The organism is Endozoicomonas sp. ALC020 (genome assembly GCF_049275935.1).
GTDB lineage: Bacteria > Pseudomonadota > Gammaproteobacteria > Pseudomonadales > Endozoicomonadaceae > Endozoicomonas_A.
This window is the reverse complement of the sequence record NZ_CP184830.1, coordinates 2,113,476-2,135,122: the sequence shown is the minus strand read 5'-3', so window position 1 is coordinate 2,135,122 and position 21,647 is coordinate 2,113,476. Positions and strand designations below refer to the sequence as shown.

Below are 21,647 nucleotides of genomic sequence, written 5' to 3'. Positions count from 1 at the left end.
AGTAATTGCTATGTCCGATCTCCGTGCACTCCATAAAGACACTATTGCCGCTCAGGCAACCGCTCCCGGAAGAGGTGGGGTGGGGATCATCAGGGTCTCAGGCCCTGAAGCTTTGTGGGTTGCCAGAGAGGTTCTGAAAATGGAGCCCAAGCCTCGTTACGCTCATTACGGTCCTTTTTACGATGAGCAGGATGAGGTTCTGGACGAAGGACTGGCTCTTTACTTTCCTAATCCAAATTCATTTACTGGAGAGGATGTCATAGAGTTCCAGGGACATGGTGGTCCTGTCATTTTGGACTTACTGTTGAAAAGAATTAATGCCCTTGGGGTCAGGCTGGCCAATCCCGGAGAGTTTTCCGAAAGAGCCTTCCTGAATGACAAGATGGATCTGGCGCAGGCCGAGGCCATCGCAGATCTGATCGACAGTACTTCAGAACAGGCAGCCAGATCGGCATTAAGATCACTGCAAGGCGCTTTCTCCAGAAGAGTCAACGAGCTGGTAGAATCCCTGATTGAACTGAGAATTTACGTTGAAGCTGCCATCGACTTTCCCGAAGAAGAGATTGATTTCCTGGCCGACGGCAAAGTGGCAGGCGATCTCAAAACCATCATCAGCCATCTTGCCCAGGTCATGAGAGAAGCGGATCAGGGGGCTATTCAGCGTGAAGGTATGACCGTAGTCATTGCCGGACGTCCCAATGCCGGTAAATCCAGCCTTTTGAATGCGTTATCAGGACGGGAGTCGGCTATTGTAACGGACATTGCCGGTACCACCCGTGATGTTCTCAGGGAGCACATCAATATCGACGGTATGCCCTTGCATGTTATCGATACCGCCGGTCTGCGAGAGACAGATGATAAAGTCGAACAGATTGGAGTAGAACGTGCCTTCAGGGAAATAGAAGACGCTGACAGAGTACTCCTGATGGTGGACGGATCAAGCACTGACGCAACCGATCCTCACGACATATGGCCTGAGTTTGTTGATCGACTTCCTTCCAGAGAAAAGCTCACTGTGATCCGTAACAAGATTGACCTGACAGGCGAACAGGCAGGCATAGAGGACGCTGGAGGGGTCCCCCTGATCAGGGCCTGTGCCATGAGAGAACACGGCCTGGACGCTCTCAGAGAGCATCTGAAAGCCTGTATGGGCTATGAGGGCGCCATTGAGGGTGGTTTTTCTGCCCGGCGCAGACATCTGGATGCGCTGCGAAGAGCAGAAGAGTTTCTGGATAACGGTCAGAAGCAGCTTGAATACATGGGGGCAGGTGAACTTCTGGCTGAAGATCTGCGACATGCCCAGAAGGCCCTGGGTGAGATTACCGGCGAGTTCTCCAGCGACGATTTGCTGGGCAGGATTTTCTCCTCGTTCTGTATTGGCAAGTAGGTGAAATTCAGAGGTTCAGTTTACTTTTTTAAGGTTTGCTCTGAAGTTTCAGGCTCTGCCTCCGTGGGTTTATCACCGGGTGGAGCCAGAAAGATCTTCAGGCGCTGCTTTGGTGTCAGGTGTTCACCTTTTGCTTCTCTAAACATATCCCGCCATTCAGAGAAGGTAACCGTCAGAGGGTTATGGCTGTTGACAGGCTTACTGACCCCGTAGCGCACAGTTTCTACTTCTGGTTCAAAGGTACCGAATAGCTTATCCCAGACGATCAGAACACCGGCATAGTTTTTATCGATGTAATGAGAGTTGATACCGTGGTGAACCCGATGATGGGACGGTGTGTTAAAAATAAGCTCGAACTTGCCAAGACTGCGAACCCACTGAGTATGGACAAAGAACTGAAGCCCCAGATTAAGCAGCACTGCAAAGATAACCCATTTAGGCTCAAAACCAATGATGACTAAAGGAACCCAAAACAGCCACATACCGGCAATTGGGTACATCAGGCTTTGGCGAAACGCGGTGCTGAAATTCATTCTTTGCGAACTATGATGTGCGACATGGGCAGCCCACATCCAGCGTATCCTGTGGCTGGCACGATGAAACCAGTAGTAGCAGAAATCCTGTAAGATCAGCAAAGCAACAAAGGAAGCTGCGTTCATTTCAATCTCTAGTAACTTCCAGCCAAAAAGCCAGAAATAGAGTTTGACGATCACCAGGCCTGTAACGATATCTGCCAGTTGATGCATACCTGCTAATGAGAAATTGCACAGTACTTCTGGCAGTTTATAGGCGGAATTTTCCGGAAGCATTCCGCCCCTTTGGCCGATGAAATATTCTGCCAACATTAAACCAATAAACAGCGGAGCCAGCAGCATCAGCAACCATTCGGGATGGTCAATAATCATTTGAAACTCCATCTTCTGCCTTCGTCAATAAGGGTTAACATTTGGCATAGTGATCTTTACTTTGCCCGGGTAAGTAGCCAAATAAACTAATGCTCTTTTGGGGCTTTAAGAGAGGCTTTCAGGTTGTCGAGCCAGAGCGTGATTCTTTTCTTGTTCGCGCCAAGATCGGAGTAGCCGTAATGTGAGCGAGAGTAAATGGCCAGTGTGCTGGTATCTTCCCCCTGACTATAAAAACGTACGGTAATGGTATCCGGATAGCCCATGAAAGGGGTTCTCTGAACGTAGTCGACCTGCTGACCATCGTCACTTGTCCGCAAGACTTCTACCTTCTCCTGACTTTGGGCAAGGTCTGAAAACCGCTCTTGCAGCTCTGTGACACCAACGTTCAGAACAGGGCTGATCTGATGGGGCTCTGCTAAAAACTTGCCTTCTGGCAAAACCAGATATTGATTGGGCTTTTCGTGTAGTTTTAATGTTTCAAAATCAATGACCCGGTCATCAATCGCTGTGAAAAGGAAGTCCAACATCAGATTTTCTCCGAATCAGTTTTCAGGGCGTCAGTATGACGGATCTGAGTGGAGCCTGAAAGACCCCTGTATGCGTTAAACCTCCCTAAGCTCATTTCAGGGCCTCAAGCATAATCAATATCCCTGATCACACCTTCGTCAGAAGTTTCCAGCAAAATCGGTTTGTGGATTTTGAGAATAGATTTAGCACCTTCATCACCACTGAGCAATGTTAAATCAGATTGCAGAAAAGCCGGAAATAAAACGGGATGAGCAGGGACGGGATCTGAATCTTCAGATTGATAGATTGGCCTGATGATTTTCTTGTACTCATTGTTTTTAAAGCTTTTTATGAGCTGCCTGTAGGTGTCAAATTCAATGTAAGGCATATCTCCCAGGCAGAGAAGGATGTTTTGATCTTCAGGAATATTGTTAATAGCTATAACAATGGATGAGCTCATACCTCTTTCAAAGTCAGGGTTTTCAGTGTAAGCAAGACCGTATTTGTCTAATGAATGTTTAAGAATGTCATCCTGAGGCCTGACGATCACTAAAACCTGATTAACATGGGGCTGGACATTCAACGCACTAAGAATGGCCATTGGGATGCCGTTAATCTCATGCATCATTTTATGGCCATTAAATCGCGAGCCTTTGCCTGCAGCTAAGATAACCGCTGTTATTTTCTCGCAAGGGTTGAATTTTTTGATGTTAGCTGATGTCACAGGCGGTCGTCTGACTTATTTGATCTTCTTTCTTTTCCAGCGCCTTACCAGGCTGTATGCCATTTTTAATGGCAGTGATTTCAGCAAGAATAGAAAGTGCAATTTCTGCGGGGGATTTACTACCGATATTTAATCCAACCGGGCCATGGAGCTGGTTAACCTCAGCATCACTGAAATCAAAGTGCTCCCTGAGTCGTCTGCGACGCTCCTGATTGTTGAGTCTTGAGCCAAGAGCACCAACATAGAATGCATCGCTTTTTAATGCCGTTAGTAAGGCCATGTCATCTACTTTCGGGTCGTGGGTTACTGCGACAATGGCAGTGCGGACATCGACATTTAAATCCTGAATGACATCATCGGGAAAGCCTTTTAATAACGGCAAGTCTTTTAAGGGCCAGTTGCTTCGATAATCAGGTCTGGGATCGCTAACCAAAACTTCAAATCCAAGGCCTTGTGCAAATTCAGCCAGATATCGGCCGGTTTCACCGGCACCAATCACCATTAATCGCCAGATTGGTCCAAAGACGTTTTGCCAGTGGGTTTGTGACAACCCTGGTTCTTGTTGCTTCCAGGGCGTATAAATCACTTGACCCGTTTCAAGGCTTACCTTTCTTAAGCAGGTTTTTCTCGCTTCAATGTGATCAATAAGAAATTTAACGTCTGCTATTTCATTGAGAGGCTCCGCCATGAGTTCCAGAGCCCCTCCGCAAGGTAATCCGAATCGGTGACGTTCTTCAGCAGTTTCTCCGTACATGATTTTTTGCACGAATCTGACAGGGTTTTGGGCTAGCTGTGCAATTAAATCTTCTTCAACACATCCGCCACTGACGCTACCAAAAAAGCGACCAGAAGAACTTACCGCTAAAAGGGAACCTACCGGTCGGGGTGAGGTGCCCCAGGTTTTAGCGACACTGACGAGGGAGATTTCATCACCTTGTTCAAGACAAGATAAACAACCTTTCAGAACGTCTAATTGTGAACCTTGCATAGTGAACCTTTGCTTATACATTCCAGGCAGGATTCCGTCCCTCAGGCAGCCTCTGGGCAGTAAACTGCTGCAATACCTATCCAGCGGTTTGATGCTGAGGGACGAAGCTCGACAAATCAACTGAGTTTAAGAGGCAAGCTTCTTAAACGATTACCTGTTGCTGCAAAGATGGCATTGCCCACAGCCGCTGCAATTGGCGGCAGGCCTGGTTCACCTACACCGCTTGGTGCTTCATCACTGTCAACGATGACTACATCAATTTCTGGTGATTCATGCATTCGCAGTATCGGGTAATCATGGAAGTTACTTTGAACCACTGCACCGTCTTTGAGTGTGATCTCTCCGTAGAGAGCAGCAGTTAAACCAAATAAGATGCCACTTTCCATTTGTTGGATAACTATTTCGGGGTTAACCGCTAAACCGCAATCTACCACACAAGTCACTTTGTGAACTTTGATTTGGCCGTTGTTCACAGATACCTGTGCGATTTCTGTCACATAGGACATGAACGAAGTATGAGCTGCTACGCCATGATAATGACCTTCTGGTAAAGGTTTTCCCCAGCCCGCTTTGTTGGCAGCAATTTTTAGAGTGTTCGCCAATCGAGGATTATTTTTCAAGTGTTTAAGGCGATAGTCGACAGGATCCTGTTTTTGCAAAATGGCGATTTCATCCATCATGCTTTCTTTAAAGAAACCACTGAATGAGTGACCAACACTTCGCCAAAAACCTATGGGCAGTCCCGGATCAACCGTGACATGGTCAACGGATTTATGGTCGGCATCATAGTCTTCGAATAAGCCTTCTACTGAAGTAGGATCTACCGTCCAGCCATCAAACAGGCCGTAACCGGCTTTACTGATCCAGTCGACCATACCGTCAGGCAGGAATGCTGGCATCATGGCATCGGCCAGTTCATCCATGGTATAAGGTATGACGTTTGCACCAGAGCGCTTAACGTTCCAGCTGTCGATATTACCGTCTTTATCTAAGCCAACTTGAAACTTAGCCAGGGTCGCAGGGCGGTAATAGTCGTGTTTTGTATCATCTTCGCGACTCCAGATCAGTTGCACTGGCAGGCCTGATGCCTTGGCTATGGAAACGGCTTCGGCAACAAAGTCGCTTGATATACGACGTCCGAATCCTCCCCCGAGGAATGTACTATGAATCGTGACATCATCTTTTGCTACATCACCATAAAAAGCACCCAGTTTGGCGGCAATTCCGGGGTTTTGGCTTCCTGTCCAAATGTCTAATTTGTCACCCGTGAATTTCGCAGTACAATTCATAGGTTCCATGGTGGCGTGAGCCAGGAAAGGGGCCCAGTATTCTCCAGATACAACGGTGTCGGAAGCTTTTAAGGCATTGCGACCCTCTCCTTCTTCGTGTGCATTATCCGCTTCATCGCTATCCAAAGCTTCTTTAAAGAGTTGTTTACCGTTACCTGCTTCAGTGGCAGCGCTGGAAAAGTTTGAAAGGGTTTCAGGTAATTCCCACTGCACGTCTAACAGAGGTAAGGCCGCTTTTGCCTGATAGTAATGATCAGCAACCACTGCTACACCGTTGAAGATTCTGACAACAGCTTTTACGCCGGGCATGCTTTTCACTTTGCTGTCATCAAAGCTTTTCACAGTGCCACCAAATACCGGGCAACGCTTTAACACAGCCCGGTGCAGGCCCTCAAATTCTACATCCAAACCAAATTCCGCCAAGCCTGTGCTTTTTGCTACAGCATCAAGACGTTTTGAGTATTTACCAATATATTTGAAGTCTGCTCTTTTCTTGATGGGTGTGTCTTCAGGAAGGCTCAATTGAGAAGCCGCTTCGCTGAATGCAGCGTAAGGTAGCTTTTTACCTTTGGCTACAATCATTCCATTATCAGTTTGAATTTGATCAACTGACAAATGAAGTACCTTTGCTGCAGCTTGTCGAATAACCATACGAACATTTGCCGCCATTTGGCGAAGTGGAATGAAATGAGTACGAATACTGTTGCTGCCACCTGTTAGTTGCAGCCCATATTCCGGGTTTGCATATTCTTCGCAGGCGCCAACCTGTTTAACCTTGATTTTATCTGGATGAACGTCGAGTTCTTCTGCCAGCACTGTGGTCAGGCCTGTGAATACGCCCTGTCCCATTTCCGAGCGGGGAAGATAAAAATAGATTTCATTATTGCCGGTAATTTGCAGCAAAGCATTGGGTTGCAGATCACCGTTCATAGTATTCGGGGATTTATTGCTGGCACAGGCAGCCAGGGGGATTCCAACGACCAGACCGCCACCAATAATGCCCAGTTTTTTAAGAAAGCTACGGCGAGAGCTGTTTTCTAATGTCTGATCGTTTTTCGTTAGCAATTTGTTTTGTTCAGTGACACTCATGATTGCACTTCCTGTGTTTCCAGTGAAGAAGTTGCCCTTGGATCAAACAGTTGCACGGCGTGCAAATGGCCTTTGCCATTTCTTAAATCTGCTGCTGCATTTTTGATGGCTTTTTTCACATTAGGATAAGTACCGCAGCGGCATAGGTTGCCGCTCATGGCGTTGTCGATGTCACTGTCACTGGGGTTTTTATTCTGGCTTAGTAATGCGGTAGCACTGATGATTTGCCCGCTCTGGCAATAGCCACATTGTGGAACGCCGACTTCTACCCAGGCGTTCTGTAAAGTGGACATCATTTCTGGATTACCAATGCCTTCAATGGTGGTTATATTTCTATTGGCCACGGCCTGAACGGGCATAATGCAGGTTCGGGAACTCACACCATCGATTAACATGCTGCAGGCACCACATAAGCCCATACCGCAACCGAATTTTGTACCTTTCATTTTTAAATGTTCGCGAACCACCCAAAGCAAGGGTGTATCGCCCGGTGCGTCTACATTGACTGTTTGTCCATTGAGTTTAAAGCTAATCACTTGTCCCACCCGGCTGTGCCAGTTTCTTATCTGGCTCATAAGTTTTGATAGACTTTGAGCCATTTATTATTTTTGTGGTTTACAGAAACCACTTTATATCCGTCGTTTATACTGCTTAAACAATTGTCCCGGCAGCCCGGCGAAAGTGGTATCAGTTGTGGGTCATTATACGGAACTCTACCCACAAACATAGTGGGAAATCTGGTCACATTTTCAAAGACGACAATGGCCTGACAGAGAGAGCGGGCATGAATGGTTCGTAGCAGCAGTTCGGATCAGCCTGACAACCTGATTTTGTTTTCAGGATACTCAGGCTTGGCTGCAGCGGGTAAAACATAAACTCTGAAGCATCAGATTGAATCCCCTTTCTGATCAAACAGAAGCAGGTCGTGAGGTCTTACCGAAATATCCACAGGTGTGCTTTCAGGGAACGGGGTTGAGTTTTCCACAACCAGAACATTTTCTTTCAGCTTAACCTCGGTCCTTAATCGGGTTCCCATAAACTGCTGGCTTTTGATCTGGGCAGGATTCACCGGTTTTTCGCACCGACACCTTTCAATCGAAAACATTTGTGGACGGATAAACAGCTCCGCAGTCTGACCGGGGTCTGCTGAAATATCAGTGGATGACTCAACGACACCGACTGGTGTTGAAACGGTGCGACTGTTTATTACTTCACAGGGCAGGAGATTTCCAGACCCCATAAACTCTGCCACAAAACGAGATGCCGGGCGGTTATAGACGTCGAAAGAGTGACCTCGCTGCAGAATATTGCCATTGTGCATAATGGCAACGGAATCGGCAAAGGCAAAACCTTCATCACGGTTATGGGTGACAAACAGTCCAGTGACTTTCTGTTGCTTGAGAATATCCCTGACCTCCCTCACCAGTTTCTGTCTTACCTGACTGTCAATATTGGAAAAAGGTTCATCCAGTAACAACAGGGAAGGGTTGTTAGCCAGGGCTCTGGCAATGGCAACACGTTGCTGCTGGCCGCCGGAAAGTTCATGAGGATAGCGCTTGTCCAGGCCAGAAAGGTTGACCAGCTCCAGCATGGCTTCCACACGCTTACGGGTATCTCTGCGGGAAAGGTTTTTCAAACCAAAAGCAATATTGTGAAACACGTTCAGATGAGGGAACAGAGCGTAGTCCTGAAAGATCATCCCCATTCCACGCTGTTCCGGGGGCAGTGTTCCATGGACTGAACTGACGACCTGACCGTGCAGGGAAATGGTCCCTGCAGAAGGCTGAAGAAGACCTGAAATGGCTTTTAAAAGCGTGGTTTTGCCGCAGCCGCTTCGACCCAGCAGGCAAACAATTTCTCCCTGTTCTACCTCAAGGCTCAGGTTAGAGAGTACTTCTGTCTGTTCATAACGGCAGCTCAGGCCAGCAATTGTCAGGGCGGTCATTTTTGTTCTGCCTCCAGTGAACGGTTCAGAAGTATCAGTGGTATCAGCCCGGCCAGTACCATTATCAATGCTGCCAGAGCAGCCTCTTCCAGTCTTTCATCGGAAACAAACTGGAAAACCCGGGTAGCCAGTGACTCAAAGCCAAAAGGTCTTAAAAGGAGAGTCGCCGGCAGCTCTTTCATGGATTCGATAAAAACCAGCAGAAATCCGGTCAACAAGCCTTTGCGAATCATGGGAATATGAACGCGCCTCACCATTTCTGAAGGTTTGCATCCCAGTGTTCGGCTGGCCATATCCAGAGACGGGGAAACTCTTCCCAGGCTGGATTCAACACTGCCAACGGCCACGGCAGAGAAACGAACGGTATAGGCGAAAACAAGCGCAAATATCGAGCCACTGAAAATAAGGCCAACGGGCGGTAACTCAAAGGCCATAATCAAATCATTCAAACCGTGGTCAGACAGGGTTAATGGGGTTAACACCGCTATCGCCAGAACATTTCCGGGAAGGGCATATCCGCTGGAAACCAGCCGGGAAGGAATATTGGCAAAGCGACTGCCCTGAAGGCGCTGATACAGTCCCAGAAATAAGGCGACCAGTGTTGCAGATGTGGCTGCGGTTAATGAAACCTTCAAACTGTTGAAGCTGTAAGTCAGCCATTCCTGGTTCCAGGAATCACTGAAATATCGGAAAACGTAATCCAGCAAAATAGCAGCAGGTAGAAGAAAGCCCAATATGACCAGCATCCAGCACCAGAACAAGGCCAGGGCCTTTTTCCAACCCCTCAAAACGGAGGCTTTCCTGTGGTCCTGCCCGGTGCTTTTCTGGTACAGCTGTTGTCTCCTGCGACTGAAGCTTTCCAGTGAGATCAGCAGCATCACTGCAACCAGCATGATAGCTGAAAGTTTGGCAGCGGCATTCAAACTGCCATAACCCAGCCAGGTATCATAGACAGCTGTCGTGAGAGTCGGTACAGCAAAGTAATCAACCGTGGCAAAATCACCCAGTGTTTCGATACCCATGAGGGCAAGGCCGGTGACAATAGCCGGTCTGGCCATGGGGATTGAGACCCTCAGAAAACTGGAAACAGGAGAGCATCCGAGCAACCGGCTGGCAAGCATCTGACTCTGGGAATGTTCAAGAAATGCGGTTCTGGCCAGTAGATAAAGATAAGGATAAAGCACTAGCGCCAAAATGATGACTGCGCCACCCAGACTGCGAATATCCGGGAAAAAATAATCCGCAGCACTCTGCCAACCCGTTAAATCCCTCAGCAGTCTTTGCACAGGGCCTGCGTATTCCAGCAGGTCTGTATAGATATAGGCGACCACGTAAGAGGGCATGGCCAGAGGCAGTACCAGAAGCCATTGCAGATAACGTTTACCGGGAATTTCACAGTTTGCCATGATCCAGGCTGCAGGAAGGGCAAGGATCAAACCCAGAATACCGACACCCAGGATCAACAGTACGGTGTTGAGGATATAAGTGCCCAGCACAGTATTTCGCAGATGAGCAAAAATCTCACCGCTAGGCGCCGAGGCCTCATAGACCAGAGCCAAAAACGGAGTAAAAAGCAGAAGAGCCAGCAACCAGCTGCCAGCTCTCCAGAAGATCGAAAGGCCTTGTCTTGAATATGACTTATCAATGCCACACTGCAAAGAGAGTGGTGATAAGTCATTTTCCTGTGTTTCTAAGGCGGTAAGCACCTGTTTCATGAAAGTCTGTTTAAATATCTGTCCGAACTCTGCCAAGCGGCCAATTTTACAGAAAACGGAATGAATATCAGTAAAATTTGCATCTCTCTTTCAAACAGCAACGCAATTAGGCGTAGACTTGCCTTTTAAATGCCTGCTCTCAATTGTGTACGGTAATAATGCACACCAAAGGTAGAGGTAATTTATGAAAAGTGTCAGCGTTAATCAGTTCAGGGATAACCTGAAAAGTTTTGTAGAGAAGGTTGTGGGCAACAGCACTCCGCTTAAGGTCACTCGGCGCGGTGGAGAAGACTTTGTGATGATCAGTGCTGATGACTGGGAGCAGGAACAAGAGACTCTTTATGTGCTGCAGAATAGTAGCTTGATGCGGCAGATTGCAGACTCACAGAGTACACATAGCCAGGGTGAGGGCTATCAGCCAAGTGAAGAGGATATCAGTGAGATCATTGGTCTTTGAGGGTAATACTTGGCAGGTATACGAAGCTCTACGCGAGAAAGTTGACATCCTCCCCACCCTGAAGAGGGGGTCGCAAAACTCTCTCCGCCGTGGGAACGCGCTGACTCCCGTCATTGCCGGCTTCATTCCCGCGAAGGCGGGAATCCACACTGACTCACCACCAGAACCATACTGCCCGGTGTCCCCCTGGCCTTGTCATCCCCGAGAAGGCAGAGATCCACCGTTGGCGCTGGATTCCCGCCTTCGCGGGAATGACGACTTCAGAGCGAGAGAACGAGCTGAAGTTTTGCGACACCCTCTGAAGAGGGTGTCGTAAAAGCCAAAATTCAAATCCAGTAGGACGGGGATTCCTGTTAGTCACCTGCAGGTTCCTGTTTCACAGTTCGTTGCTCAGGGAACAAGCGGAGCCGCCCTGGCTTGGTTCTCGCATACAAAGTAGTGAACTAAATCATTTCCTTTCTGTCTAAATATTAGGGCGATAGTACAAGTTACGAATAATTTACCCCTTCTCTTGAGATTGCCTTTAGAACTGTCATGAAGCATTAAATTTGCAAGGCAAATGAGCTAACCACAAGGACGGTATTAACAACAGCTACAACTTAATAAAGGACGATTAATTATGGATAATGTAAAAACTTTTGCTACCGGCTACGGCTATAGCTATCTGCCCGGTGTAATAGCTGCTGAAAATAGCTCCCCCACCTCAAGAGCTGTAAAGCCCTCACCAGTAAAAAATGGTGGTGAGATGAGCGTCGCTGACAACCCCAAAGAAATGACGGATTCAAGCGGGCAAACGCAGAGCCTGATGAAAAGGAAAATTGAAAATTCTAAAACTGCTGCAGACGGTGCAGTCATATCTGCACAAGGCTCAGAACAAAATCGTCCCTGCTCTGATAACCCTGACTTCCGATCTGATGATTATATTGTGGCAAATCAATTCGCATCTTTACGTCCGATAACTCCCTCTTACGAACGCTTCCCGGTAGGTGACAGTAGTAAGCCCATGGATGAACAATTTGCCAATAAAACGATTCATTGGCTCCAGCAACTTAACACATCATACGAAGAGCGGAGCTCAGTCATGACAAGATTTCGTGAAATACCTAAGACATTGGTCATAACTTACACCTATTCGAGCAGTGGTATACCCAGTGCAACCTTTACGTACGATTCTTCTCGTGTGCCAGAATTGTTGGAAGAAAGAAAACGCCTGGGTGTTTATTATGCTGAGGATTATAAGGCCTACGAACTTCCCGAGCTGTCAAAAGCCAGCGGCTTGGGATTGCTCTCACTGCCAAAATATTTTGATCATACTTTCAGATACAGCTTTGTAGCAAAGGATAACGGGCGTACACCCAGTGAGTGTCTGAATGCTTTTTTTCATGGTCCTACCATTTCAGACTGTGCGACAACTATTCTGGCCTGTCAGTATCGAGCCATTGAATCGATCATTGGCACCGACGAATTCAACCGAATCTTTGGTGCACCGGTCTCAAAGTTCAGAATTTCCTGCACGATTATGTCGCATACCAGCAAAAACTCTTCTAGCCTCGCGAATATTGCTGAAAAATTAGAACCGATCGACTTGAGCAACCCTATCTATAATCTGTTTCACGATCTTAACCGCACTGACGATAACTGCCCTGTCAGGAAACTGTCAGAACGGGATATCAAAAAGGGTGATCTCATCTACATTCAGGGCGTAGCGATCTACATGGAGAAACATAAATTCGGTACTGCTATAGGTTTTAATCTGATATGCACCGGGCAAAATAGCAGTGGACAGAATCTCTATCTGGGGTTTGGTCCGGATAAATTTGATGAACCGAAAACCTACGACCAAGTCAAAAAAATACTGATTGATGGTTACAACAAACCACAGAGTCCTGAAACAATCCATGCAATTAAAAGGGGGGGAACGCATTATGCAGACCTGAAAGACAGTATTCTGCCCTATGACTCCCCTATTGTTGGTATCACTCGTGGGCTTCGCTTCAGTAATGAGCGATGGGAAGATTTTTTGTCGCAGTGCGATCAAGTCTGGCATTGCCAACCACTGTTGCCTGTCACATCGACTATGGAACCAAAGCCGGTGCATCAGGTTTCACCGTTCACCATTGAAAATCTTGATTCTGATTTTGATCAATTCAAAGCCGACTCAATACAGCAGAAACTGATGAAAGGTACGGCCCTGAAGTTCGCACACACTGTGATAAATAATCAGTGTGAAGCCTCGCATAAAAAGCCCATGGGACTATTCTTGAGCGGATCAGCGGGAATAGGAAAAACACATCTATGTACAGCGGTTGCCAAAAAAGCAGCCGAATATGGTGTTGACACCCTTTATATAGACGATTTTACAGCAGGTACTCTGTTCGAGGACTTAGAGGGTAATGAAACGCTATGGGCTGAAAAGATCGACGAAAAGCTTGCCGGAAAGGAATTGGTGGTCATCGATGATGCCAACGGCTTACTTAGCAAAAAACTTCTGGCAAAAACAATGAGACATGTGATGACTCATAACAAAGCCATCATGGTCAGTTCAAATGTTCATATTCCTGCCAAAGATGCAACCCCTGGCATTATTGATCCCTTAACCAGGAAAGCTCATAACTTTCTTTACCTGAGCGATTTGCAGGGAGACAGTCACCGTTCCCAATGGTGGCATAGCCCTGAAGTTCAGACGGCTGATGCATTATCGCAACTGGGTCAGTATCAAGGCCCCAGGGCGGCAGCAGTCATCACTGAGAGGGCTATATCAATAGACGAAATGGCCAAAATACTCAGTATTCCGGAAGAACAGATCCGCCGGGTGGGTCCCCCTCTTTTGCCCGGACTCCCACAAAAAGCAAGCCCCGATTCCCATCTCAGCGATTTATCCAAAACACAGCATCAGGCTGTTTTTATGGAGTGTGATGCTGCTGGTGGTAAAATTAAAATTGAGCAGTTCATAAATATTGTTCAGAGAGTACACGATGAAGGCTTAAAGCTGGTGGTTAAAACCGAAGACCGCTCATTATTGTTAAAAGATGTACTGAATTATTTAGAGAAAGATTTCAGTATTAGAAAGTACAGGATCCGTATTGCTGACCGACTCAAGCATATGTTCCGGGATTTTTCGGAATCCGGACTGTAAAGTTGACTCGGGGCTCGGCCCCCAGAATTGCTTTTAGATTGAAAGCTAAGGCGCCGAAGCCTCGACCAAAGTCAGTCATTAGCAGAGCAAGAAGCCAGGCAGATCGTCGGATTTGGACTCACCCCATGAAACGACCAGTCAGCTTCAATTACACAATTTAGTACATTAGGGTTCAAATTCATTTGAGCCCCCTTCAGCAGTGAACTAAATCATTTCCTTTCTGTCTAAATAAATAGAGCGATAGTACAAGATTCGGATAATTTACTCCTTCTTTTTAGAGTGCCTGAACAATGAGTCAGAAAATATGATTTCGTATGGTTGAGTACTTAACCAGAAGGACGGTATTAACAGCAGATGCAACTTAATAAAGGACGATTAATTATGGATAATGTAAATGTTTTTGCTACCGGCCATCAGTCAGGTGTACCTCTCCAATACGGAAAAACAGTGACTAAATCATCTGAAATAACGGCTGAAAATAGCCCCTCTCTCACCACTTCCGGTTCCACCTCTAGAAGTGTAAAACCCTCGCCAATAAAAAATGGTGGTGAGATGAGCGTCACTGACTACCCGAAAGAAAGGGTGGATTCAAGCGGGCAGACGCAGAGCCTGAGGAAAAGAATAATTGAAAATTCCAGTACTTCGTTCTCCGCAAGCGGTACTGTCATATCTACACAAGGTTCAAAAGAATACCGACCCTACTTCTATGACCCTTTCGACGAAGTTGATCGGGGTATTCAAGAACACCATATTGAATCTTTGCGCAAGATAACTCCCTCTTACAAATCCTTCCCGGCAAGTGTCAGTAATAGGCCCATGGATGAACTATTTGCCGAACATACGATTCATTGGCTCCAGCACATTAACACATCATACGAAGAGCGGAGCTCGGTCATGACAAGCATTTATGATTTTTATAATTTTCATAAAAAAGCACCGTTAGAAAAAGTCAGTGTTACCAAATTGAACACTGGCTTAGACTCGACAAGTTTTTCTCTTTCTGACTCAGCCAGGGCAGACTGTTCTCCTTCCTTTGCTCAGATGTATGAGGGGATAGAACGGCTGGAGTTAAGAAAACGTCTGGGTATATTTTATCCTGAGGATTATAAGAAATATGAACTTCCCGAGCTGTTATACGGTATCTACCTCGGGCGGCACACACTACCAGAATTTTTTGACCTGGGTAACAGAAACAGCTTTGTAGCAGTGGATAACGGGCATACACCCAGTGAGTGTCTGAATGCTTTTTTTCATGGTCCTACCCTTGCGGACTGTGCAACGGCTTTACTGGCCTGTCAGTATCGAGCCATTGAATCCATCATTGGCACCGACGAATTCAACCGGATCTTTGGTGCACCGATCTCAAAGTTCAGAATTTCCTGCACGATTATGTCGCATACCAGCAAACACACTACTAACGTCGGGAATATTGATCCAATCGATGCCAGCAACCCTATCTATGATCTGTTTTACAATCTTTCGCTCAGTGACGAAACCGGCACTAATTTAACTGGCAGGGAACTGTCAGAACGGAATATCAAAAAGGGTGATATCATCTACATTCAGGGCGTTGAAAGCTACCTGGAGAAACATAAAAGCGGTTGTTCTATAGGTTTTAATCTGATGTGCACCGGGCAAAACAGCAGCGGACAGAATCTCTATCTGGGTTTTGGTCCGGATAGATTTGATGAACCGAAAACCTACGACCAAGTCAAAAAAATACTGATTGATGGCTACAATAAACCACAGAATTCTGTGACAAACTATGCAATCAAAAAGGGGGAAACGCAGTATGCCCGGCTGAAAGACAGTATTCTACCCCATGACCACCCTATTATTGGCATCACTTGTGCGCTTCGCTTCAGTAATCTGTTCTGGGAATATTTTTCGTCGCAGCGCGATCAAGTCTGGCATCATCAACCGCAGTTGCCTGTCACACCGACTATGGAACCAAAGCCGGTGCATCAGGTTTCACCGTTCACCATTGAAAATCTTGATGCTGATCTGGATCAATTGGAACCCGACTCAGAACAACAGGAACTGATGAGGGATATGTCCCTGAAGTTCACACACGCTGTGATTAATAATCAGGGTGGAGCCTCGCACAAAAAGCCCATGGGACTATTCCTGACTGGATCACCGGGAATAGGAAAAACGTACCTTTGTGTAGCTGTTGCCAAAAAAGCAGCCGAATACGGTGCCAACGTCCTTTACATAGACGAAGCTATGGTAGGCGATCTGTATATGGACTACCAGGGTAAAGAAGAGCAATGGGCCAGAAAGATCGACGAAATGCTTGCCGGTAAGGATTTGGTGGTCATCGATGATGCCAACACCGGATGCCTTAGCAAAAAATTTCTGGCAAAAACAATGAAACATGTGATGACTGATAAAAAAGCCATCATGCTCAGTTCAAATAATTATATTCCTGTCAAGGATGCAACCCCTGACGTTATTAATCCCTTAACCAGGGAAGCCCATAACTTTCTTTACCTGAGCGATTTGCAGGGGGACAGTCGCCGTTCCCAATGGTGGCACAGCCCTGAAATACAGGCTACTGATGCAATATCGCAACTGGGTCAGTATCATGGCCCCAGGGCGGCAGCAGTCATCACCGAGAACGCTGTATCAATAGACGAAATGGCCAGAATGCTCAGTATTCCGGCAGAACAGATCCGTCAGGTGGGTTCCCCTATTTTGCCCGAACTCCCACTAAAAATAAGCCCCGATTTCTTTCTCAGCGATTTATCCAAAACACAGCATCAGGCTGTTTTTATGGCGTGTGATCCTGTTTATAGACGTGATGTTGAGCAGCTCATAAATATTGTTCAGAGAGTACACGACGAAGGCTTAAAGCTGGTGGTAAAAACCGAAGACCGCTCATTATTGTTAAAAGCTGTACCGGATATCCTGGAGAAAGACATTTATCTTGAAACGTACAAGCTCCGAATTGGTGACCGATTCAAGCATATGTTCCAGGACTTTTCGGAATCCGGACTCTAGAGTTGACTCGGGGCTCGGCCCGCAGAATTGCTTTTACATCGAAAGCTAAGGCGCCGAAGCCTCGACCAAAGTTAGTCATTAGCAGAATAAGAAGTCGGCAGATCGTCGGATTTGAACTCAGCTCGGGAAGCGACCAATCAGCTTCAAATACGCAATTTAGTAGATTAGGGTTCAAATTCCTGATTTGAGCCCCCCTTTAGCAGTGAACTAAATCATTTCCTTTCTGTCTAAATAAATAGAGCGATAGTACAATATTCGGATAATTTACCCCTTCTTTTTAGATTGCCTGAAGTACTGTCATAAAGAATTAAACTTGCCAGGCAAATGAGCTAACCACAAGGACGGTAGTAACAGTAGATACAACTTAAAAGGACGATTAATTATGGATAGTGTAACTTTTACTTCTACCGGCTATCTGCCCGCTGTACCTTTCCAATTCGGAAAAACAGAAAATAGCCCCACTTCCACCACTTCAGGTTCCACCTCAAGAAGTGTAAAGCCCTCGCCAGTAAAAAATGGTGGTGAGATGAACATCGCTGAAAACCCGAAAGAAAGGGCAGATTCAAGCGGGCAGACGCAGAGGCTGAGGAAAAGAATCATTGAAGAGTCTAAAACTGCCGCAAGCAGTACTGTTATATCTGCACAAGGTTCAAAACAATATCGTCCCTCCTCTAATGCCTCTGTCTCAAAAGCTGATGATGCTATTATGGCAATTCATTTCAAATCTTTAGACGTGATAACTCCCTCTTACAAACCCTTCCCGGTAAGTCACAGTAACAAGCCCATGGATGAACAATTTGCCAATAAAACGATTCATTGGCTCCAGCAACTTAACACATCATACGAAGAGCGGAGCTCAGTCATGACAAGCTTTTATGATCCCGTCCCGTTTATGGACGAAAGTTCTACCCAATGGGACAATAGCTTTGTCACGGCAACCAACAATGCTTCCAGTTCGCCAAAAGTCCTGGAAGTAAGCAAACGTCTGGGTGTTTTTTATGATGAGGATTATATGGACTATGAACTTCCCAAGTTGTCAAACGGTATTAACCTCGTGAAACACACTCTACCAAAATATTTTGATAGGACTTATATAAACAGCTTTGTAGCAGAGGATAACGGGCATACCCCCAGTGAATGTCTGAATGCTTTTTTTCATGGCCCTACCATTGCAGACTGTGCGACAACCATGCTGGCCTGTCAGTATCGAGCCATTGAATCCATCATTGGCACCGACGAATTCAACCGGATCTTTGGTTCACCGGTGGCAAATTTTAGAATTTCCTGCACAATTAGCCAAAGCTCTTCTGACTTCGTGAATGGTGCTGAAAATTTAACACCGATCGAAATCAGCAACCCTATCTATAATCTGTTTTACAATCTTTCGCACCTTGACGAAACCGGCATTACTTCAAGTGACAAGGAACTGTCAAAACGGGATTTCAAAAAGGGTGATATCATCTACATTTCGGGCGTAAGTGACTACACGAAGAAACATAAATTCGGTAATGCTACAGGTTTTAATCTGATATGCACCGGGCAAAACAGCAGCGGACAGAATCTCTATCTGGGGTTTGGTCCGAATGAATTTGTTGAACCGAAAACCTACGACCAAGTCAAAAAAATACTGATTGATGGTTACAATAAACCACAGGGTCCTGAAACAATCCGTGCAATCGAAAAGGGGGAAAGGCATTATGCCCAGCTGAAAGACCATACAGTACCCCATGACTACCCCATTGTTGGCATCACTTGTGCACTTCGCTTCAGTAATAATTACTGGAAATATTTTTTGTCGCAGTGCGATCAAGTCTGGCATTGTCAACCAGTGTTGCCTGTCACACCGACTATGGAACCAAAGCCGGTGCATCAGGTTTCACCGTTCACCATTGAAAATCTTGATTCTGATTTTGATCAATTCAAAGCCGACTCAAAACAGCAGGAACGGATGAAAGATACAGCCCTGAAGTTCGCACACGCTGTGATAAATAATCAGTATGAAGCCTCGCATAAAAAACCCATGGGACTATTCCTGAGCGGATCAGCGGGAATAGGAAAAACACATCTATGTACAGCGGTTGCCAAAAAAGCAGCCGAATATGGTGTTGACACCCTTTATATAGACGATGTTACAGCAGGTACTTTGTTCGAGGACTTAGAGGGTAATGAAACGCTATGGGCTGAAAAGATCGACGAAAAGCTTGCCGGAAAGGAATTGGTGGTCATTGATGATGCCAACGGCTTATTTAGCAAAAAACTTCTGGCTAAAACAATGAGACATGTGATGACTCATAACAAAGCCATCATGGTCAGTTCAAATGTTCATATTCCTGTCAAAGATGCAACCCCTGACGTTATTGATCCCTTAACCAGGGAAGCCCATAACTTTCTTTATCTGAGCGATTTGCAAGGAGACAGTCGCCGTTCCCAATGGTGGCGCAGTCCTGAAGTTCATGCTGCTGATGCAATATCGCAACTGGTTCAGTATCAGGGTGGCAAGGCGGCAGCAGTGATCACTGAGCGCGCTGTATCAATAGACGAAGTGGCCGGAATACTCAGTATTCCGGCAGATCAGATCCGCCAGGTGGGTTCCCCTCTTTTGCCCGGACTCCCACAAAAATTTAGTCTAGATTACTTTCTCAGCGATTTATCCAAAACACAGCATCAGGCTGTTTTTATGGAGTGTGATGCTGCTGGTGGTAAAATTGAAATTGAGCAGTTCACAAATATTGTTCAGAGAGTACACGATGAAGGCTTAAAGCTGGTGGTTAAAACCAAAGACCGCTCATTATTGTTAAAAAGTGTACTGAATTATTTAGAGGGTGACTTCTATATTAAAAATTACAGGCTCCGTATTGATGACCGACTCAAGCATATGTTCCGGGACTTTTCGGAATCCGGACTCTAGCAGCCTGTCGGACTTAAGACTGTCCTACACGGCAACTGCTCCTGCGTTGCTCTAGCTCCTGCATCCATGCAGTCGTGCGGTTGCAATAAATTGGTCTAAAAATCTCTGTTTCTTGCAATCCTCGCTACGGACGCTTAAGTCCGACAGGCTGCTAGGAGCCTGACCGAGAATAGACTGCCCTACTGCGGCGGCAGCAAATTGGTCTGAAAATCCGCTTTTGTTCGTCAAATAGCTCGCTATTCTCCTCACAAAACCGAATTTTCATACTCAATTTTCTGCCGTCCTCGCTACGGGCGCTATTCTCGGTCTAATGGGATGGTCCGCCCCTCCTAAACGGCTTCAAATGAGCCAAAATGGAGTTAACCATTTAAACAGGATTAACCGGAGCGAACCACCCATGACTATTTCAGTACTTGGTATCGATATTGGCAAGAACAACTTTCACCTGTTTGGTGTTGATGACCAGGGTAGCAAAGTCATCAGAAAGAAGTTGTCCAGGAAGAACCTTCTGGAGTACGTGGCAAATCTGGAGCCATGCATTATCGCTATGGAAGCTTGTGGTGGTGCTCACTATTTGGCTCGGTTATTCAAGAACTATGGGCATACTGTCAAGCTGATTTCACCTCAATTTGTCAAGCCTTATGTCAAGACCAACAAAAATGACTACAACGATGCTGAAGCGATTGCAGAAGCAGCTTCACGGCCCAGCATGCGTTTTGTACCTGTTAAAACGTCAGAGCAGCAGGCCTGGCAACTTCTGCACCGCTATCGTCAACAAGCGGTTGATCAGAGAACTGCCCTGGTTAACCAGATCCGGGGGTCACTATTGGAAGAAGGTATTGTGGTTGCCCAGGGTATTGGTAAAGTTCGTGCACAGCTTCCACGAATTCTGGAAGATGCTGAAAATGGACTCCATTCGCTGACTCGTGAGCTGCTACATGGTTTATCAGAAGAGTTGGCCAGTCTTGACAAGCGTATTCAACAGTATGACCAGAAAATTCAGGAGCTGGCTGAAAACGACGACGAATGTCGTCGAATGATGACTATGCCGGGTATCGGAGCCATCACTGCCACAGCATTGAAGGCAGCCGTTGGTGATGCGACGTATTTTAAATCTGGTCGACACCTTGCCGCATGGTTGGGATTAGTTCCAAGACAGCATTCCACAGGCGGTAAGTCAGTCCTGCTGGGCATCAGTAAACGGGGTGATAAATACCTGCGCACATTATTGATACACGGCGCACGTTCGGTACTCCACTGCCTCAAAAATAAGGATGACCGCTGTAAAAAATGGGTTAGCCAACTTAATGAGCGCAGCAATCACAACGTTGCCGCCGTTGGTCTGGCTAATAAAATGGCTCGGATTGTCTGGGTCATCATGACCCGAAATGAAGTTTACAAGGCTGCATAATGAGGTAAAGGCGGCAGCGGCAAAGTAAAGCATAAGCTTAATCAAAGGGGACCCCCCGCAGATTGCGATGAGCATGTACAGTTGATGGCAAACAGGTAAAAACCGGCAACCTGAAACCTGATAGGAGCCTTGGCCCTTGAGGCCGTCGGACTGATAAGGCCAGGTTGCGCGGATACCCATCAG

Annotated in this window: 15 protein-coding genes; 7 read left to right on the top strand and 8 right to left on the bottom strand. The window is 46.4% G+C overall.

Annotated features, from left to right (window positions below; translation table 11 throughout):
* The first annotated feature begins 10 nt into the window (after nt 1-10).
* Nucleotides 11-1,387 carry a tRNA uridine-5-carboxymethylaminomethyl(34) synthesis GTPase MnmE gene (mnmE, locus tag ACOJUO_RS07245; RefSeq protein ID WP_422139389.1) on the top strand — a complete coding sequence of 459 codons (1,377 nt, stop codon included), beginning with the start codon at nt 11-13 and terminating at the stop codon, nt 1,385-1,387.
* A 20-nt stretch (nt 1,388-1,407) separates the two neighbouring features.
* Here the strand turns inward: mnmE and ACOJUO_RS07240 are convergent, their stop codons facing one another.
* The 8 genes from ACOJUO_RS07240 to ACOJUO_RS07205 all read right to left on the bottom strand — a co-directional run bounded on the left by ACOJUO_RS07240 (nt 1,408) and on the right by ACOJUO_RS07205 (nt 10,549).
* Entirely contained in the window at nt 1,408-2,292 is an 885-nt protein-coding gene (locus ACOJUO_RS07240; RefSeq protein ID WP_422136069.1) for a sterol desaturase family protein, read from the bottom strand.
* Nucleotides 2,293-2,378: 86 nt separating this feature from the next.
* The gene (locus ACOJUO_RS07235) at nt 2,379-2,819 is read right to left on the bottom strand and encodes a DUF1499 domain-containing protein (protein ID WP_422136068.1); all 441 of its coding nucleotides are present in this window, start codon (nt 2,817-2,819) and stop codon (nt 2,379-2,381) included.
* A gap of 104 nt (nt 2,820-2,923) precedes the next feature.
* Nucleotides 2,924-3,523 (bottom strand): nucleotidyltransferase family protein, encoded by a 600-nt coding sequence (locus ACOJUO_RS07230; RefSeq protein ID WP_422139388.1) that lies wholly within the window; start codon nt 3,521-3,523, stop codon nt 2,924-2,926.
* Entirely contained in the window at nt 3,510-4,511 is a 1,002-nt protein-coding gene (locus tag ACOJUO_RS07225; RefSeq protein WP_422136066.1) for an XdhC family protein, read from the bottom strand. Before ACOJUO_RS07225 ends, ACOJUO_RS07230 begins: the two co-directional genes overlap by 14 nt.
* 116 nt (nt 4,512-4,627) lie before the next feature.
* Nucleotides 4,628-6,889 (bottom strand): molybdopterin cofactor-binding domain-containing protein, encoded by a 2,262-nt coding sequence (locus tag ACOJUO_RS07220; protein WP_422139387.1) that lies wholly within the window; start codon nt 6,887-6,889, stop codon nt 4,628-4,630.
* Nucleotides 6,886-7,425 carry a (2Fe-2S)-binding protein gene (locus tag ACOJUO_RS07215; protein ID WP_422136064.1) on the bottom strand — a complete coding sequence of 180 codons (540 nt, stop codon included), beginning with the start codon at nt 7,423-7,425 and terminating at the stop codon, nt 6,886-6,888. Before ACOJUO_RS07215 ends, ACOJUO_RS07220 begins: the two co-directional genes overlap by 4 nt.
* Before the next feature lie 350 nt (nt 7,426-7,775).
* Entirely contained in the window at nt 7,776-8,834 is a 1,059-nt protein-coding gene (locus tag ACOJUO_RS07210) for an ABC transporter ATP-binding protein (RefSeq protein ID WP_422136063.1), read from the bottom strand.
* Nucleotides 8,831-10,549, bottom strand: a complete 1,719-nt coding sequence (locus ACOJUO_RS07205; RefSeq protein WP_422139386.1) for an ABC transporter permease — start codon at nt 10,547-10,549, stop codon at nt 8,831-8,833. Before ACOJUO_RS07205 ends, ACOJUO_RS07210 begins: the two co-directional genes overlap by 4 nt.
* 184 nt (nt 10,550-10,733) lie before the next feature.
* Here ACOJUO_RS07205 and ACOJUO_RS07200 point away from each other — a divergent pair, with 184 nt between their 5' ends.
* From ACOJUO_RS07200 to ACOJUO_RS07175, 6 genes are all read left to right on the top strand, one after another.
* On the top strand, nt 10,734-11,006 hold the full coding sequence (locus ACOJUO_RS07200; RefSeq protein WP_422136049.1) for a type II toxin-antitoxin system Phd/YefM family antitoxin: 273 nt from the start codon (nt 10,734-10,736) through the stop codon (nt 11,004-11,006).
* The gene (locus tag ACOJUO_RS07195) at nt 10,987-11,322 is read left to right on the top strand and encodes a hypothetical protein (protein WP_422136048.1); all 336 of its coding nucleotides are present in this window, start codon (nt 10,987-10,989) and stop codon (nt 11,320-11,322) included. The genes ACOJUO_RS07200 and ACOJUO_RS07195 overlap by 20 nt, the downstream gene beginning before the upstream one ends.
* 303 nt (nt 11,323-11,625) lie before the next feature.
* Nucleotides 11,626-14,142 (top strand): ATP-binding protein, encoded by a 2,517-nt coding sequence (locus tag ACOJUO_RS07190; RefSeq protein ID WP_422139385.1) that lies wholly within the window; start codon nt 11,626-11,628, stop codon nt 14,140-14,142.
* 381 nt (nt 14,143-14,523) lie between these two features.
* The gene (locus ACOJUO_RS07185; protein WP_422139384.1) at nt 14,524-17,145 is read left to right on the top strand and encodes an ATP-binding protein; all 2,622 of its coding nucleotides are present in this window, start codon (nt 14,524-14,526) and stop codon (nt 17,143-17,145) included.
* A 382-nt stretch (nt 17,146-17,527) separates the two neighbouring features.
* The gene (locus ACOJUO_RS07180; RefSeq protein WP_422139383.1) at nt 17,528-20,053 is read left to right on the top strand and encodes a DnaA ATPase domain-containing protein; all 2,526 of its coding nucleotides are present in this window, start codon (nt 17,528-17,530) and stop codon (nt 20,051-20,053) included.
* Between the two features lie 397 nt (nt 20,054-20,450).
* Nucleotides 20,451-21,464 carry an IS110 family transposase gene (locus tag ACOJUO_RS07175; protein ID WP_422132667.1) on the top strand — a complete coding sequence of 338 codons (1,014 nt, stop codon included), beginning with the start codon at nt 20,451-20,453 and terminating at the stop codon, nt 21,462-21,464.
* The last annotated feature ends 183 nt before the right edge of the window (nt 21,465-21,647 follow it).